Source organism: Bacillus sp. JH7 (assembly GCF_001563515.1).
Taxonomy (GTDB): domain Bacteria; phylum Bacillota; class Bacilli; order Bacillales; family Bacillaceae_G; genus Bacillus_A; species Bacillus_A cereus.
In genome coordinates this window covers 21,120-35,496 of the sequence record NZ_LPUS01000031.1, presented here as the reverse complement: position 1 = coordinate 35,496, position 14,377 = coordinate 21,120, and the positions used below count along the sequence as shown (strand labels likewise).

Genomic DNA, 14,377 nt, shown 5'->3' with positions numbered 1-14,377 from the left:
ATGCCCGATTGGTGAGGGCTAATAATCAATGGTGGATGAACCTCCTACTGATTAAAGTTTCACTTTATTTCTATCCATTCTTCCATAAAAATTTACATATAACGAATAATAACTATCTATTATTTCATGAGATGAAAAAAACCTCTATGTTTAGATTTATCATTATTCCCACCTTTTTGCAACTATCATACCATAGTTGCTATACAAACATTTTTCCACTTTTGACAGTTAATCAAACGTTTGTTTAAACGATTTTGTCTCATTTAAACAAACGTTTGATTAACCTAGAAAAACACCCATGTACGGGTGTTTTTCTGCTTAATCTTTAAAAGTCACTACTATTATCGCTTATTAATCTCTTCAAGTAAGATTTTGTTAACAAGTGGTGGATTTGCTTGTCCTTTTGTAGCTTTCATAATTTGACCAACTAAGAAGCCAATTGCACGGTCTTTACCGTTTTTAAAGTCTTCGATAGATTGCTCATTATTATCAAGAATTTCTGTTACAACTTTACGAAGTGTACCCTCATCAGAAATTTGAACAAGACCTTTCGCTTTAACGATTTCTTCTGGGTCTCCACCTTTTTCAATTAATTCGTTAAATACTTTCTTCGCGATTTTAGAAGAAATTGTACCTTTTTCAATTAATTGAACCATTTTAGATAAACCAGCAGGCGTTAATGCAACATCTTTTAATTCTTTTTGTTGTTTGTTTAAGTATGCAAGTACTTCACCCATTAACCAGTTCGATGTTAATTTCGCATCAGCACCGTCTGCAACAGTTGCTTCAAAGAAATCAGACATTTCTTTCGTTAATGTTAACACGTGTGCATCATAAGCTGGTAAGCCTAGTTCTGCAACGTAGCGAGCTTTACGTGCATCTGGAAGTTCTGGAATAGAAGCTCGAACTGCTTCTTTCCACTCATCATCGATGTAAAGTTCAACTAAGTCTGGCTCCGGGAAGTAACGGTAATCGTCAGATCCTTCTTTCACACGCATTAAGATTGTTTTCTTTGTTGCTTCATCATAACGACGTGTTTCTTGTTGGATGATGCCACCAGATAACAGTTCTTTTTCTTGGCGCACTTGCTCATGCTCAAGACCTTTTTGTACGTAAGTGAATGAGTTTAAGTTTTTCAGTTCCGCTTTTGTACCGAACTTCTCTTGTCCAACTGGACGAAGAGAAATGTTCGCATCACAACGTAATGAACCTTCTTCCATCTTACAATCAGATACACCAGTGTATTGAATGATTGATTTTAACTTCTCTAAGTATGCATATGCTTCTTCTGGCGTACGCATATCTGGCTCAGATACGATCTCGATTAAAGGCATACCTTGACGGTTGTAGTCTACTAATGAACCATCAGCTGTATGCGTTGATTTACCAGCATCTTCTTCTAAATGAAGACGTGTAATACCGATACGTTTCTTTTTACCGTCTACTTCGATTTCAATCCAACCATTTTCACCAATTGGCTTATCAAATTGAGAGATTTGGTAAGCTTTCGGGTTATCTGGATAGAAATAGTTTTTACGGTCAAACTTCGTTTCCGTTGCGATTTCACAGTTTAATGCCATTGCAGCTTTCATTGCAAAGTTAACTGCTTCTTTATTTAAAGTAGGAAGTACCCCTGGGTATCCTAAGTCAATTACACTTGTTTGTGTATTTGGCTCCGCTCCGAATTCTGTTGGACTCGCAGAGAAAATTTTCGAATTTGTTTTTAACTCAACGTGAACCTCTAAACCAATAATTGTTTCTAAATTCATCTATGCTCGCCTCCTTACAGACTTGCTTTTTTTGTATGATAGTCTGTTGCTTGCTCAAACGCATGTGCAACGCGGTAAATTGTCGCTTCATCGAAGTGTTTACCAATGATTTGTAGACCAAGTGGCATGTTGTTAGCACCGAATCCACATGGAACAGAAATCGCTGGAACACCCGCTAAGTTTACTGGGATTGTTAAAATGTCATTTGCATACATTGTCATTGGATCATCAACTTTTTCGCCCACTTTAAATGCCGGAGTTGGCGTTGTTGGTCCAATAATAACATCATAGTTAGCAAATACATTTTCAAAGTCGTTTTTAATTAATGTACGTACTTGTTGTGCTTTCTTGTAATATGCATCATAGTAACCAGAGCTAAGCGCAAATGTACCAAGCATAATACGACGTTTAACTTCATCACCGAAACCTTCACTACGTGTGTTTTTGTAAAGATCTAATAAGTTATTTACATTATCAGAACGAACACCGTAACGCACGCCATCAAAGCGTGAAAGGTTCGCAGATGCTTCAGAAGAAGATAGTAAGTAATACGTTGCTAGAGCGTATTTAGAGTGTGGAAGCGATACTTCCTCCCAAGTTGCGCCCATACCTTCTAATACTTTTAAAGCAGCTAGTACTGACTCACGAGCTTCTTCGCCAACACCTTCGCCTAAGTATTCTTTCGGTACAGCAATGCGTAAACCTTTAACATCGCCTGTTAAACCAGCTAAATAGTTTCCAACTTCAACGTTTGCAGAAGTTGCATCCATGCGGTCAATACCTGAAATAGCTTGTAATAAGTATGCATTGTCTTCTACTGTACGTGTAATCGGTCCGATTTGGTCAAGTGAAGATGCGAATGCTACTAATCCGTAACGAGATACGCGTCCATAAGTTGGTTTTAAACCTACAACACCGCAATATGCAGCTGGCTGACGGATAGAACCACCCGTATCAGAACCTAGAGAGAATAGTACTTCTCCTGCTGCTACAGCTGCTGCAGAACCACCACTAGATCCGCCCGGAACGTAATCTAAGTTCCATGGGTTTTTCGTAGCGTAGAATCCTGAGTTTTCATTTGAAGAACCCATTGCGAACTCGTCCATGTTTAATTTACCGATTGTAATTGTGTCAGCAGCTTTTAGCTTTTGCACAACTGTCGCATCATAAATTGGATCGAAGTTTGCTAACATTTTGCTCGCACAAGTTGTACGAAGACCGTTAGTTACAATGTTATCTTTTACACCAATTGGCATACCGAATAATAAACCATTATCTTCAGCGCCGATTTTTGCATCTAATTCTTTCGCTTTTGCGCGTGCATTTTCTTCATCTAATGTAAGAAAAGCTTTTACGTTATCTTCAACATCCGCAATACGTTTGTAAGATTCTTCTACTAAATCCGTAACGGAAATTTCTTTGTTGTTTAACTTCTTATGTAACTCTGATACTGAATGATCAAATAATGACATCGAAATTCCCCTCCTCTATTCTAATACTGCTGGAACACGGATTTGATTATCTTTGTGATCCGGTGCATTTTTTAATACTTCTTCGACTGGTAAACCTTTTTCTGGTACATCTTCACGCATAACATTTTTCATAGTTAATACATGAGTTGTTGGTTTTACATCTGTTGTATCTAATTCATTTAACTGTTCTGCAAATGTAACAATTGCATCTAGTTGTTTTTGAAATTTTTCTGCTTCTTGATCAGTAATTGCAAGACGTGCTAAATGTGCTACGTGCTTTACATTCTCAACGGAAATTCTTGACACGGCTAGGCCACCTCCATAATATATCGTTCAATCTACAATACTATTGATGATACCAAATTTTCAGTACTTCAAGCAAGTCAACACAGAGTACTTACGCCATTTTTACATAAAAAAAGAAAGGCAAATGCCTTTCTTTACAATTTACTCTTTATCTAACGGTTTATTTTTCGGAAATCTCTCGTTATCTTCTTCATTATCACGAATTGTTTTTTGTAATACAAAACAAGACATCGTTAAAAATAATGTTCCAATTAAATAGTATCCTTTTACACTAAGCGTTTCATCTAACGTATAAATCCCAATTAGCATACCTGAAAGCGCACAAACAAATGAAGTCCATGCTAAAAACGTGAACGCTTGCGTATTACGTCTTCTCATCGTTCTCCCCCTCGTTAGCTGTATACCCATTATAGATAAGTATATTTACCATGATGGATTTTTATGTAAATTCTAGTTTTATATTTATAAATCTATCATAAAAGAATACTATTTTAAAGAAAGTTTTCTGCCTAATCTGAAAAAACAATTAAAATCATTGACAATTATTTCTATTCTACATAAAATAAAAATAAATATTACGAACCTCGAAATATACGGGAGTGGAATTAATTGTTGCAATATGAACATTTTTTAGACTTACTGCTAGATAACGCCAAGAAACTTTTCTATCCTGAAGAATGGGTAAGCCTAGATTTAACACTTTCTAAAACAGAAGTATTTTGTTTACTTTGGATGGAACGAAATACAGATATTACAATGACGAAAATTGCTGATCTTCTTGATATACCGATGAGTACAACAACGGGCGTTGTAAATCGCCTTGTAAAAAAGGGATATATTGAACGCTACCGTGATGAAAATGACCGACGTATTGTATTAATTCGGTTAACAGAAAACGGCGTAATGCTCGTTCAAGAAGTAAAACAAAATGCGGCCCATTACTTTAGCTTAGTAACAGAAGCATTATCAGAAGAAGAAAAAGCATTCTTACTACAAATCTTCCAAAAAATCATGAATCACATCGCTACGTCACAGCAGAAAACAGAAGAAAAAGTTTCTACACCTAAAATGAAAAACATTCCGATTGAATAAAACCCTGTCTGGGTTTTTATTCAACTATTTACTTCGACACTCGTAATATTCGACATTCGAAACAAAGGGGATATGAATGATGAGAATTATCTTGTATACAGGTAAAGGCGGCGTAGGAAAAACTAGCATTTCAGCAGCAACAGCAATTCAAAGTGCGAAACAAGGATTAAAAACATTAGTAATGAGCACAGATCCTGCTCATAGTTTAGGAGATTCATTTGGTATAAGGCTATCTTCTGAACCACTAGAAATTCGTGAAAATTTGTGGGCACAAGAAATTAATACGATTTATGAAATGGAAAAAGGCTGGGGAAAATTACAGAAATATATTACACTACTCTTCACTTCCAAAGCAGCTGATGATATTACAACAGAAGAGTTAACGATGTTTCCTGGTATGGAAGATTTAATTAGCCTACTTCGCGTACTCGATTATTATAAACAAAACACATATGATGTTATTATCATTGATTGTGCTCCAACAGGAGAAACATTAGCAATGCTAAGCTTTCCAGACATGCTCGGCTGGTGGATGGAAAAATTATTTCCTATTAAAAGAAAAGTTTTAAAAGTCGTTCGTCCTGTAGCTCAACCACTCCTTGGTGTCCCTCTTCCAACCGACGATATTATGGACGAATTAACAAGTACACTTGAACAGCTCGGAGAAATGAGAGATATTTTATCAAATCGAGAAGTAACAAGTATCCGCATCGTTGTAAATCCTGAAAAAATGGTCATTAAAGAAGCCCAGCGTAGCTTTACTTATTTGAATTTATACGATTATAACGTAGATGCTATTATGATTAACCGCGTCATCCCTAACACTGTCACCGATCCTTATTTTCAGGCATGGAAAGATACACAGAAGAAATATACAACATTAATTCAAGATAGTTTTCAACCCCTTCCTATTTACGAAGCTCCAATGTTTGAACAAGAAGTTGTTGGTTTGTCTATGTTAGAACGTGTAGGAGATTCTTTATTTAAAACTGATCATTCCCCTACAGAAGTGAAATTTAACGGGCGCACTCAATATGTAAAAAAGGATGGCGATGAGTATATTTTCGTTCTGTCCATTCCCTTCTCAAACAAAAGTGAACTTTCCTTAAATCAAAAAGGTGATGAACTTATTATTCGAGCGGGTTCTGTTAAACGGAACATCACGTTACCAAAAACATTAACACACCTTTCTATTCAAGGAGCAAAATTTGAAGAAGATATACTAAATATTCGGTTTGGAGGTGTAGTACATGCATGAGGAATTACTACGAAGGGTAATTCGTACAAAAGTAAAAGTCGGGATGCATATATTAGAAGAGCTACCTAATCCAATCCAACAATCAGCTAAGCAAATATTAAATATTTTACAAGAGGAACTAGCTGCTTATCTGAAAGAACGAGAGCATCATGAAGTTAATTTAAAAAATATCATAATTGAATAACCATCTCTGTATAGAGGGCCTTTTTTAGGCTTTCTATACTTTATTGGAGTGATGTAAATTGATGAAAAAACATTCCACTACTATATTCTGGATCATTCCCTTATTATTTTTCATTCATAACCTTGAAGAAGCTTTCCAAATGCCACAATACCTTGCTAATCAATTTTCAATCCGTCTTATAACTAGCCAACAATTTTTCATCGCCATTTCCGTATTAACAATCTTTGTATTACTTATCGTCTTTCTATATCAACTTAACTTCTTGTCTTCTATATGCTGGATTATTTTTATACAAGGGGCCATCTTCTTCAACTCTGTTCAACATATTATTTTGTTTTTCATTTATCGCTCTTATAACCCCGGCGTAATATCAGCATTTTTCATTACTCTCTTTTCTATTTTCTTTTTTTTATCAAAAAAACACTTAATTCATCCAAAGCAATTCGTAATTACACTCCTTTTCAGCTTATTTTCTTATCCCATTATAATTTGGATCACCTTACTGTTCGCTAGCTATTTTCATTCATAAAAAAAGACCAGGAAAACTCCTGGTCCATTACTCTACTTAACAAACATTGGATTCTACGTTATACAAAATTGGAAGGTACAGAATTAGGGTTTGTTTGTTAAGTTTATATGTTGAACGAACTAACAGCGGAGGGGTTCCTTCTGTTAGTCCATTAAACCCAATGATTATTTTACGATTTTTTCAAGCTCATCAAGTGAAAGATTTACTGAAATGGAACCATCATTTGTTTCTTTCTTAATTGCATCTGTTACTTCTTTTGAATGATATAGTTCAATTACTTTTTTTAATGTTGGATCATCTTTATCCTTCGTACGACCTGCAAAAATATTAATATATGGCTTCGCATTTTCATTGTTTGGATCTTCTAAGAAAATAGGATCCTTCGCTGGATCTAATCCAGCTTGACCAGCAACACCGTTATTAATAACTGATGCTGCAACATCTTTTAACACACGAGGTGTTTGCTGTGCGATAACCGGTGTAATTTTTAATTTCTTCGGATTTTCAGCAATACCACTTGGATCTCCAAATAGACCAAAGTCTTTTTTAAGCTTTAATAATCCAGCTGCATCAAGAAGTTTTAATGCACGTGCTTGATTCGTTGGATCGTTTGGAATTGCAATTTCTGAACCATCTGGGATTTCATTTGCTTTCTTATATTTTTCAGAGTATAAACCCATTGGCGCAATTTGCGTTGTACCAACAGCTGTAATATCTAACTTATGCTCTTTTTTAAATTGCTCTAAGAAAGCAATATGCTGGAATGAGTTTAATTCAATATCTCCATCAGCTAACGCTTTATTTGGCGTTGTGTAATCAGAGAACTCCACCAGTTTAATCTTAATCCCTTCTTTTTCAGCTTTTTTCTTCAAAATTTCCCAAGCGTCTCCATCCGTTCCAGTTACACCGACGCGAACTACTTTTTCTTTCGCTCCTGCACCCGTGTCTCCACTTGAGCAGCCGCTTAATGCTGAGACTCCTACAATTGCTGATAATGCAAATGCTAAAATTTTCTTCATTTTCTTTTCCTCTCTTCCTTTTTATGATCTGCGTAACAAGACTTTCGCAAAGTAGTTTCCTAAATTTTGAGCTATCTGTACGAGAATGATAAGTAACACGACCGTTACGAACATAACTGATGTATCAAAACGTTGATAACCATATGTCATTGCCAAGTCACCAAGACCGCCACCACCGACAAGCCCAGCAACTGCAGAAAATTCAATTAAACCAACTGTCATAAATGTGACACCTAAGATTAATGGTGCTAACGCTTCTGGTACAAGGATTTCAAAAACAATTCTAATTGGCGAGGCGCCCATTGCTTGCGCTGCTTCAATTACTCCTTTCGGAACGGAAACAAGGTTTGTTTCAACCATTCTAGCAATACCAATTGATGCGACTAACGTCATCGGGAAAATTGCCGCTGCTGTTCCAATCGTCGTTCCGATAACACTTCTTGTTAGTGGACTTAAGGCTACTAAAAAGATAATGAATGGTACCGGGCGAATTGTATTAATTATGATGTTAAGAATAGAAAAGACCCATTTATTTTCTAAAAAGTTTCCTTTTCTCGTTACATATAAAAGTAAACCTAGAGGTATACCCAGAATTGTGGCGAATATAAGGGTTACAATTACCATTAAGAGGGTATCCCCCGTCGCATCTAGTATGCGCGGCCAAAATATACTCCAATCAACTCGCATGAGCTTCTACCTCCTTCAGCTGCACTTGCAGTCTTAGATGTTGTAATGCTTTTTGAATTTCCCTCTGCTCACCTTGCAACTCTACAAGAAGATTTCCAAATAGCACATTTTGAAGTTCAATAATATTTCCGTACAGTACATTTACATCGACGTTATAGTTTTTTGCGATATATGATAGTACCGGCTGTCCTGTCTCCTCACCAGTAAATGTTAGACGATAAATTTGACCACCATTTTGAATTTTCGCTAGAACACTTTCCGGTAAATGATCATTAATGACAGAACGTACAAAGTTTTGAGTCGTCTTTGTTTTTGGTTGCGTGAAAACATCAAACAGTTTTCCTTCTTCAATAACTTTCCCCTTCTCCATTACAGCTACACGGTGACAAATTTCTTTCACAACATGCATTTCATGTGTAATAAGAAGAATTGTTAAATTGTATTCTCGATTTACTTTCTTTAATAAGTTTAGAATTTCTGTCGTCGTTTCTGGATCTAAAGCTGATGTTGCCTCATCACATATAAGAATATCTGGCGATGTCGCAAGTGCTCTAGCAATGCCCACACGCTGCTTTTGCCCACCTGATAGCTGCTCTGGATAATAGTTTGCTTTATCTTCTAACCCTACAAACTTCAGCAGTTCATTTACTCTTTCTTTTATCTCATTCTTTGGTACTTTCGCTAACTTTAATGGATAAGCAATATTTCCAAATACTGTTCTTGAATTAAATAAATTAAAACTTTGAAAAATCATTCCAATTCTTTGTCTCAGTTTACGTAATTCTTTCGTCGATAATGATGTAATGTCTTTATCATCTATTGAAATCGTTCCTGCCGTCGGTCTCTCTAACATATTTACTAAGCGTAATAACGTACTCTTTCCAGCGCCACTAAAACCGATAATGCCAAAAATTTCGCCTTTCTCAACTGATAATGTTACATCCTCCACCGCATGAACAGATTGCCCAGCTGATTCATACACTTTACTTACGTTGTTAAAAGAAATCATTTTTTCCCCTCCTATATGCTGTAAAAACTTGAAGTAGAGCTTTCGAGGTAAAATAAAAAGTGCTCTCCTTCTTATCAACCATAAAGATAAGAAGGAGAGCACTTATATGTACTCATTCACATCTTCTCATCTTCCAAGCCTTTATATGGCTTGCTGGAGTTAGCACGGTATTAAAAAACCCGTTGCTGAGGTATCGTAGGGCCAGTCCCTCCACCTCTCTGGATAAGAATGTATCGATTTAATTGTCATTTAATTAATTCTCATTATAGAACTCAGAATAATAAGAGTCAATACATTTTTTAGAAAAATATTAATTATTCATTTATTAAAATTTTCAGATGAAAATTCATGAGAAAATAGTAACTTTCAAGGTTATTTAAAATTCTTCTTCCTCATATTTTTAAACAGGAGAATCCTCTCCACGAATTGAATAAATTTATTTGAATATGAAACTCGGAGGCAGATAAATATATGAAAACAGCTCTTTTACTCGTCGATATTCAAAACGATTATTTTCCAAATGGAAAGATGGAATTGCGTAATCCAGTAGAAGCAAGCGAATATGCTAATCAGTTATTACAATACTTTAGAACAAACAGCGAACCTATTTTTCATATCCAACACGTAGCTATAAAAGATGACGCTACTTTTTTCCTACCTAATACAGAAGGTGTACATATTCACGAAAGCGTACGTCCACTTAGAGAAGAAACAGTTATAGTCAAACATTATCCAAATAGCTTCCGAGAAACTAATCTTCTAGAGCAATTAAAACGTTTTAATATTGAACATGTCGTTGTATGCGGGATGATGACTCATATGTGTATCGATGCAACAGTAAGGGCTGCATTCGATTTTGGCTTTCAATGTACCGTTATACATGACGCTTGTGCTACAAAAGACCTTTCTTTTAAGAACGCTACTATACCAGCTGTTTATATTCACAATACAATTTTAGCTAGTTTAAATGGCGTATATGCAAATGTAATAAGCACGCAAGAATTTTTAGCTACATAAAAAACACTCCTTTCAGTGAGCAAAACCGAAAGGAGTGTTCCTTGTCGAACCATAGATTTTCTTTCAAATTGTATTATACAGGAAATTCTCAAAATGAATACTAAAAAATATGACTAATAAGTCAACTTTTCTCATTATTTTATTTCTGTTTACATGTTTATCCCGCTATTAATAGGTTTTAGCTCATTCTCTTCGAACGACGGTAATATATGGGGGTTCAATTTTAAAAGGAGCTCTTCACATTCTGTGAAGAGCTCCTCTACTATTTCTTATAAAGTTTCAGAAGTAGTTTTTGCTTGCATGTGAAGTGCTAAGTAATCAGGTCCACCAGCTTTAGAGTCTGTACCAGACATGTTAAAGCCACCGAATGGTTGGTAACCTACGATTGCACCAGTACATCCACGGTTGAAGTATAAGTTACCAACGTGGAAGTCTTCGCGTGCTTTTTCAATATGGTCACGGTTGTTAGTAATAACAGCACCTGTTAAACCGTATTCCGTATTGTTTGCAATTGCAAGTGCATGATCGAAGTCTTTCGCTTTACAGAATGCTACTACTGGTCCGAAGATTTCTTCTTTCATTAAGCGAGCATCTTCTGCAACGTCAGCAACGATTGTTGGTTGGATGAACCAGCCTTTAGAATCGTCTCCTTCGCCACCTGCTAAGATTCTACCTTCTTCTTTACCAATTGCAACATAGCTCATTACTTTATCAAATGCAGCTTGGTCATTAACAGGACCCATGTTTGTACCTAATACTGCTGGGTTAGCAACTGTTAATTCTTTTGTTAATTCAACAGCACGATTTAATACGTGATCGTATACATCTTCATGGATTACTGCACGAGAACATGCAGAACATTTTTGTCCTGAGAATCCGAATGCTGATGCAACGATAGACTTAGCTGCTAATTCAAGATCTGCTTCTTTATCAACAACGATTGTGTCTTTACCGCCCATTTCAGCGATAACGCGTTTTAACCAAATTTGTCCTGGGTTTACTTTCGCTGCACGCTCATAGATGCGGATACCTACATCACGAGATCCCGTGAAGCTTACGAAACGTGTACGAGGATGATCTACTAAGTAGTCACCAACTTCAGAACCGTTACCTGGAACGAAGTTTACTACGCCAGCTGGTAAGCCAGCTTCTTCTAATACTTCCATAAATTTCGCTGCTACTACAGGAGTTGTACTAGCTGGTTTTAGTAATACTGTGTTACCAGAAACTAAAGCAGCTGTTGTCATACCTGCCATAATTGCGAATGGGAAGTTCCAAGGAGAAATGATAACACCTACTCCTAATGGAATGTAAGAGAAACGATTATATTCAATTGGACGGCTTTCTACTGGAATACCGTCTTTTAATTTTAACATTTGACGACCATAATATTCCATAAAGTCGATTGCTTCTGCTGTATCAGCATCTGCCTCATTCCATGGCTTACCTGCTTCTTTTACAAGAATAGCAGAGAATTCATGTTTTCTGCGACGAACGATTGCTGCAGCACGGAATAAAATGTCTGCACGCATTTCTGGCTTTGATTTTCTCCAAGTTTGGAATGTTTCATCCGCTACTTGCATTGCTTTTTCAGCTAACTCACGGCTTGCTTTTGAAACACGACCAACAAGTTCCTCTTTATTTGCAGGGTTTACAGAAACAATTTTGTCTTCTGTAGTGATTTTTTCTCCCCCGATAATTAATGGATAGTCTTGTCCAAGATAAGATTCTACTTTCTTTAAACCTTCTTCAAACGCTAATTTGTTAGCCTCCACTGAAAAATCTGTAAATGGCTCATGTTTGTATGCTACTACCATTTTTTTAGCCTCCCCTTAGAAAAACGTTTACATTTTACAACATTATTCTACACGATAATTTAGATTTATTCAAATATTCCTAGACTTATATTTTAAAAATTAATAAATTTTTAAAATATAATAAAAAAAGAGATTCATACATGCGTATGAATCTACAAAATATGAGTATATTCCAAAACATTTTTCCCAATCAATAATATAGTAACTAATAAAAATAAAGTCCTTACATATCCAACACCTTTTTGAACCGCAAACTTCGATCCAAAATAAGCACCTAAGATCATTGATAACCCCATGATAATACCGTATTCAAAATGAATTATGTCTAAGAATAAAAAAGTAATTAAAGATACAATATTACTAACAAAGTTCAAAATTTTTCCAGATGCTGCCGCTTGAATAAAATCCAAGCCAATTAATAAAAATGCAAAAATTAAAAACGATCCTGTCCCTGGTCCAAAAAACCCATCATAAAATCCTATCATTAAAATAGCAAAGAAAAATATTAATGTTTTTCTTTGCGTCATCTTCTTATAGGTAGACACACTTCCCCAATTCTTTTTTGCAATAATATAAATAGCAATAAATACCAACATTACAAGTACTAATGGGCGTAAAATATCCGATGGAATAAATTTTACTACTAAAGCACCTGCAACAGCTCCAACAATAGTTAACGGGATTAACTTTCCTACAATTTTAAAATCAACTTTTCCTGATCGAATGAAATACATCGCACTCGTAAACGTCCCCATTGTTGCCGCTAATTTATTCGTTGCAATTGCCGAAGCTGGCGATAGGCCAACAAACATAAGTGCAGGAAGTGAAATTAACCCTCCTCCTCCAACAACGGAATCAATAAAAGCTGCTAAAAAACCGAATGCAATTAATAAAATAATGACTTGAAAACTTAATTCTTCCATGAGCTTTACCCCTCACCCCTATTTTTTACAACATTTTAAATTATAACAAAATTACATAAGAAAAAAAGCTGTTCCATAGAGGAACAGCCTTCATATTTAATCTAAAATTTTCACAAGTGGTTCATCTTGTTTTGCTTCACGTATAATAATAGCTTCTGGGCGTTCTACAGATTTAATCGTTACTTGTACTTTCATATAATTCGGGAAGTATTCCATAACAAGCCCTGCCACATATTGTGTAAAACCAACTATTTCAGCTTTTCCATTAAACTGGACAGGAATATCAAGCTTCATTTCTCTTAATTCATCATCTCTATACATACCAGTACCAATAACAGCTGTATAGTCGCCTTGGAAATAATCGCTTAGTTTTGCCTTAAAGTTGGATACTCTTGCAAGATCTTCACGTTTATTATCTGTTTTCGCTTGCTCTGATGGGAACAAATAATATTTTTCATTAATTTGTTTCCAATCTTCAACCGTTTCACTACCTTTTTCGACATTTGCATAAGAAACAAAATTACCTGGCACGAGCGAAGACTTTGGAGCTTGGCGATAAATCGCAAATGTTATCGGAATATTTTTTGTTTCAGGTTCTTTTTGATGTATGACTTTCAAAATTTCTTGCGCCATTTTTTTCCCTTCAGCTAACATCTTTTCATCTGGGATTGCAGCTTCACGTGGGTAACCATGCTCTTCGTTAAAATATTGAACAGAATTCATCGCTAATCCAACTACCATACCAACACGTTCCTCGCCGTTATCGCCTTTTTTCACATAATAATCATGCTCTAAAATATTTGAAATATATATTGGATTTTTTTTATTTTTCACTTCTAGTGATTCGGATCCTGTTCCTAATGCAGGATTTAATCCTATATTTGGAAATTTAACTGCATCTTTTTTTAATTTTTCCTCTAGTTCCTTTTGTTCAGCATCTGTACGTTTTCTTTTAACAAGCATCTGTATAGTTTGAGTATCTAGAGCTTTTCCGCCTTTTAAAAAATTATCTTTCGTACTAAATGATTCTTTTGCAATTCGCATTAATCCTGTTTCAAATTCATCTATATCAAGGCGACTATTTAACCCTTGCACCACTAAACCACGTGCCTTTCCACCATCAAATGGAATAGTCGTCTTATAATATTCATCCGAAATAGCGTATTTTGGAACAACTGATTGTTCTTTTGCTTTCCCCGATTTCCCAGCCACTTTTTCATCTTTGTCGGCACCTGCACTACACCCACTTACAAGTAGGCCAAGGCTTAATACCGCTAATGCTATTTTTTTCATGG

15 protein-coding genes and 1 riboswitch are annotated in these 14,377 nt (G+C 35.7%); of the genes, 5 read left to right on the top strand and 10 right to left on the bottom strand.

Going from position 1 to position 14,377, the window contains the following annotated elements:
* Positions 1–341: 341 nt before the first annotated feature.
* The 4 genes from gatB to AU379_RS25125 form a co-directional block, all read right to left on the bottom strand.
* Entirely contained in the window at positions 342–1,769 is a 1,428-nt protein-coding gene (gene gatB / locus AU379_RS25140) for an Asp-tRNA(Asn)/Glu-tRNA(Gln) amidotransferase subunit GatB (protein ID WP_001047685.1), read from the bottom strand.
* A 14-nt stretch (positions 1,770–1,783) separates the two neighbouring features.
* Positions 1,784–3,241 (bottom strand): Asp-tRNA(Asn)/Glu-tRNA(Gln) amidotransferase subunit GatA, encoded by a 1,458-nt coding sequence (gene gatA / locus AU379_RS25135; protein WP_000051441.1) that lies wholly within the window; start codon positions 3,239–3,241, stop codon positions 1,784–1,786.
* 15 nt (positions 3,242–3,256) lie between these two features.
* Positions 3,257–3,547: an Asp-tRNA(Asn)/Glu-tRNA(Gln) amidotransferase subunit GatC gene (gatC, locus tag AU379_RS25130; RefSeq protein ID WP_000086999.1), complete on the bottom strand. Its 291-nt coding sequence runs from the start codon at positions 3,545–3,547 to the stop codon at positions 3,257–3,259.
* Between the two features lie 141 nt (positions 3,548–3,688).
* Positions 3,689–3,925 (bottom strand): YiaA/YiaB family inner membrane protein, encoded by a 237-nt coding sequence (locus AU379_RS25125; RefSeq protein ID WP_001254393.1) that lies wholly within the window; start codon positions 3,923–3,925, stop codon positions 3,689–3,691.
* A gap of 231 nt (positions 3,926–4,156) precedes the next feature.
* Between AU379_RS25125 and AU379_RS25120 the strand changes: the two genes are divergently transcribed.
* The 4 genes from AU379_RS25120 (at position 4,157) to AU379_RS30040 (ending at position 6,610) form a co-directional block, all read left to right on the top strand.
* Positions 4,157–4,639, top strand: coding sequence for a MarR family transcriptional regulator (locus tag AU379_RS25120; protein ID WP_000942482.1), 483 nt, complete (start codon positions 4,157–4,159; stop codon positions 4,637–4,639).
* Positions 4,640–4,715: 76 nt separating this feature from the next.
* The gene (locus AU379_RS25115) at positions 4,716–5,897 is read left to right on the top strand and encodes an ArsA family ATPase (protein WP_080481821.1); all 1,182 of its coding nucleotides are present in this window, start codon (positions 4,716–4,718) and stop codon (positions 5,895–5,897) included.
* Entirely contained in the window at positions 5,890–6,081 is a 192-nt protein-coding gene (locus tag AU379_RS25110) for a DUF3926 domain-containing protein (protein WP_000544105.1), read from the top strand. The genes AU379_RS25115 and AU379_RS25110 overlap by 8 nt, the downstream gene beginning before the upstream one ends.
* A 61-nt stretch (positions 6,082–6,142) precedes the next feature.
* A complete protein-coding gene (locus tag AU379_RS30040) occupies positions 6,143–6,610 on the top strand; it encodes an HXXEE domain-containing protein (RefSeq protein ID WP_001986283.1) in 468 nt (155 codons plus the stop codon).
* A 164-nt stretch (positions 6,611–6,774) separates the two neighbouring features.
* Here the strand turns inward: AU379_RS30040 and AU379_RS25105 are convergent, their stop codons facing one another.
* Genes AU379_RS25105 through AU379_RS25095 form a run of 3 tightly spaced genes read right to left on the bottom strand, consistent with a single transcriptional unit; the run spans position 6,775 to position 9,325 of the window.
* Positions 6,775–7,629 carry a MetQ/NlpA family ABC transporter substrate-binding protein gene (locus AU379_RS25105; RefSeq protein WP_061140002.1) on the bottom strand — a complete coding sequence of 285 codons (855 nt, stop codon included), beginning with the start codon at positions 7,627–7,629 and terminating at the stop codon, positions 6,775–6,777.
* Between the two features lie 21 nt (positions 7,630–7,650).
* A complete protein-coding gene (locus AU379_RS25100; RefSeq protein WP_001261865.1) occupies positions 7,651–8,316 on the bottom strand; it encodes a methionine ABC transporter permease in 666 nt (221 codons plus the stop codon).
* Positions 8,306–9,325, bottom strand: coding sequence for a methionine ABC transporter ATP-binding protein (locus tag AU379_RS25095; RefSeq protein WP_000622969.1), 1,020 nt, complete (start codon positions 9,323–9,325; stop codon positions 8,306–8,308). Before AU379_RS25095 ends, AU379_RS25100 begins: the two co-directional genes overlap by 11 nt.
* Before the next feature lie 123 nt (positions 9,326–9,448).
* Positions 9,449–9,554, bottom strand: a riboswitch (SAM riboswitch).
* A gap of 242 nt (positions 9,555–9,796) precedes the next feature.
* Here AU379_RS25095 and AU379_RS25090 point away from each other — a divergent pair.
* Positions 9,797–10,342: a cysteine hydrolase family protein gene (locus AU379_RS25090; protein ID WP_061140001.1), complete on the top strand. Its 546-nt coding sequence runs from the start codon at positions 9,797–9,799 to the stop codon at positions 10,340–10,342.
* A 269-nt stretch (positions 10,343–10,611) separates the two neighbouring features.
* Here the strand turns inward: AU379_RS25090 and pruA are convergent, their stop codons facing one another.
* From pruA to AU379_RS25075, 3 genes are all read right to left on the bottom strand, one after another.
* Positions 10,612–12,159 carry an L-glutamate gamma-semialdehyde dehydrogenase gene (pruA, locus tag AU379_RS25085; protein ID WP_000259555.1) on the bottom strand — a complete coding sequence of 516 codons (1,548 nt, stop codon included), beginning with the start codon at positions 12,157–12,159 and terminating at the stop codon, positions 10,612–10,614.
* A 152-nt stretch (positions 12,160–12,311) separates the two neighbouring features.
* Positions 12,312–13,082, bottom strand: coding sequence for a TSUP family transporter (locus AU379_RS25080; RefSeq protein WP_016097560.1), 771 nt, complete (start codon positions 13,080–13,082; stop codon positions 12,312–12,314).
* A gap of 96 nt (positions 13,083–13,178) precedes the next feature.
* Positions 13,179–14,375 (bottom strand): CamS family sex pheromone protein, encoded by a 1,197-nt coding sequence (locus tag AU379_RS25075; protein ID WP_000717034.1) that lies wholly within the window; start codon positions 14,373–14,375, stop codon positions 13,179–13,181.
* Between the last annotated feature and the right edge of the window lie 2 nt (positions 14,376–14,377).

Excerpts from the sequence above, each read along its gene's own strand:
- gatB (WP_001047685.1), bottom strand. The coding sequence starts at position 1,769 with ATGAATTTAGAAACAATTATTGGTTTAGAGGTTCACGTTGAGTTAAAA.
- gatA (WP_000051441.1), bottom strand. The coding sequence starts at position 3,241 with ATGTCATTATTTGATCATTCAGTATCAGAGTTACATAAGAAGTTAAAC.
- AU379_RS25125 (WP_001254393.1), bottom strand. The coding sequence starts at position 3,925 with ATGAGAAGACGTAATACGCAAGCGTTCACGTTTTTAGCATGGACTTCA.
- AU379_RS25115 (WP_080481821.1), top strand. The coding sequence starts at position 4,716 with ATGATGAGAATTATCTTGTATACAGGTAAAGGCGGCGTAGGAAAAACT.
- AU379_RS25110 (WP_000544105.1), top strand. The coding sequence starts at position 5,890 with ATGCATGAGGAATTACTACGAAGGGTAATTCGTACAAAAGTAAAAGTC.
- AU379_RS30040 (WP_001986283.1), top strand. The coding sequence starts at position 6,143 with ATGAAAAAACATTCCACTACTATATTCTGGATCATTCCCTTATTATTT.
- AU379_RS25105 (WP_061140002.1), bottom strand. The coding sequence starts at position 7,629 with ATGAAGAAAATTTTAGCATTTGCATTATCAGCAATTGTAGGAGTCTCA.
- AU379_RS25100 (WP_001261865.1), bottom strand. The coding sequence starts at position 8,316 with ATGCGAGTTGATTGGAGTATATTTTGGCCGCGCATACTAGATGCGACG.
- AU379_RS25095 (WP_000622969.1), bottom strand. The coding sequence starts at position 9,325 with ATGATTTCTTTTAACAACGTAAGTAAAGTGTATGAATCAGCTGGGCAA.
- AU379_RS25090 (WP_061140001.1), top strand. The coding sequence starts at position 9,797 with ATGAAAACAGCTCTTTTACTCGTCGATATTCAAAACGATTATTTTCCA.
- pruA (WP_000259555.1), bottom strand. The coding sequence starts at position 12,159 with ATGGTAGTAGCATACAAACATGAGCCATTTACAGATTTTTCAGTGGAG.
- AU379_RS25080 (WP_016097560.1), bottom strand. The coding sequence starts at position 13,082 with ATGGAAGAATTAAGTTTTCAAGTCATTATTTTATTAATTGCATTCGGT.
- AU379_RS25075 (WP_000717034.1), bottom strand. The coding sequence starts at position 14,375 with ATGAAAAAAATAGCATTAGCGGTATTAAGCCTTGGCCTACTTGTAAGT.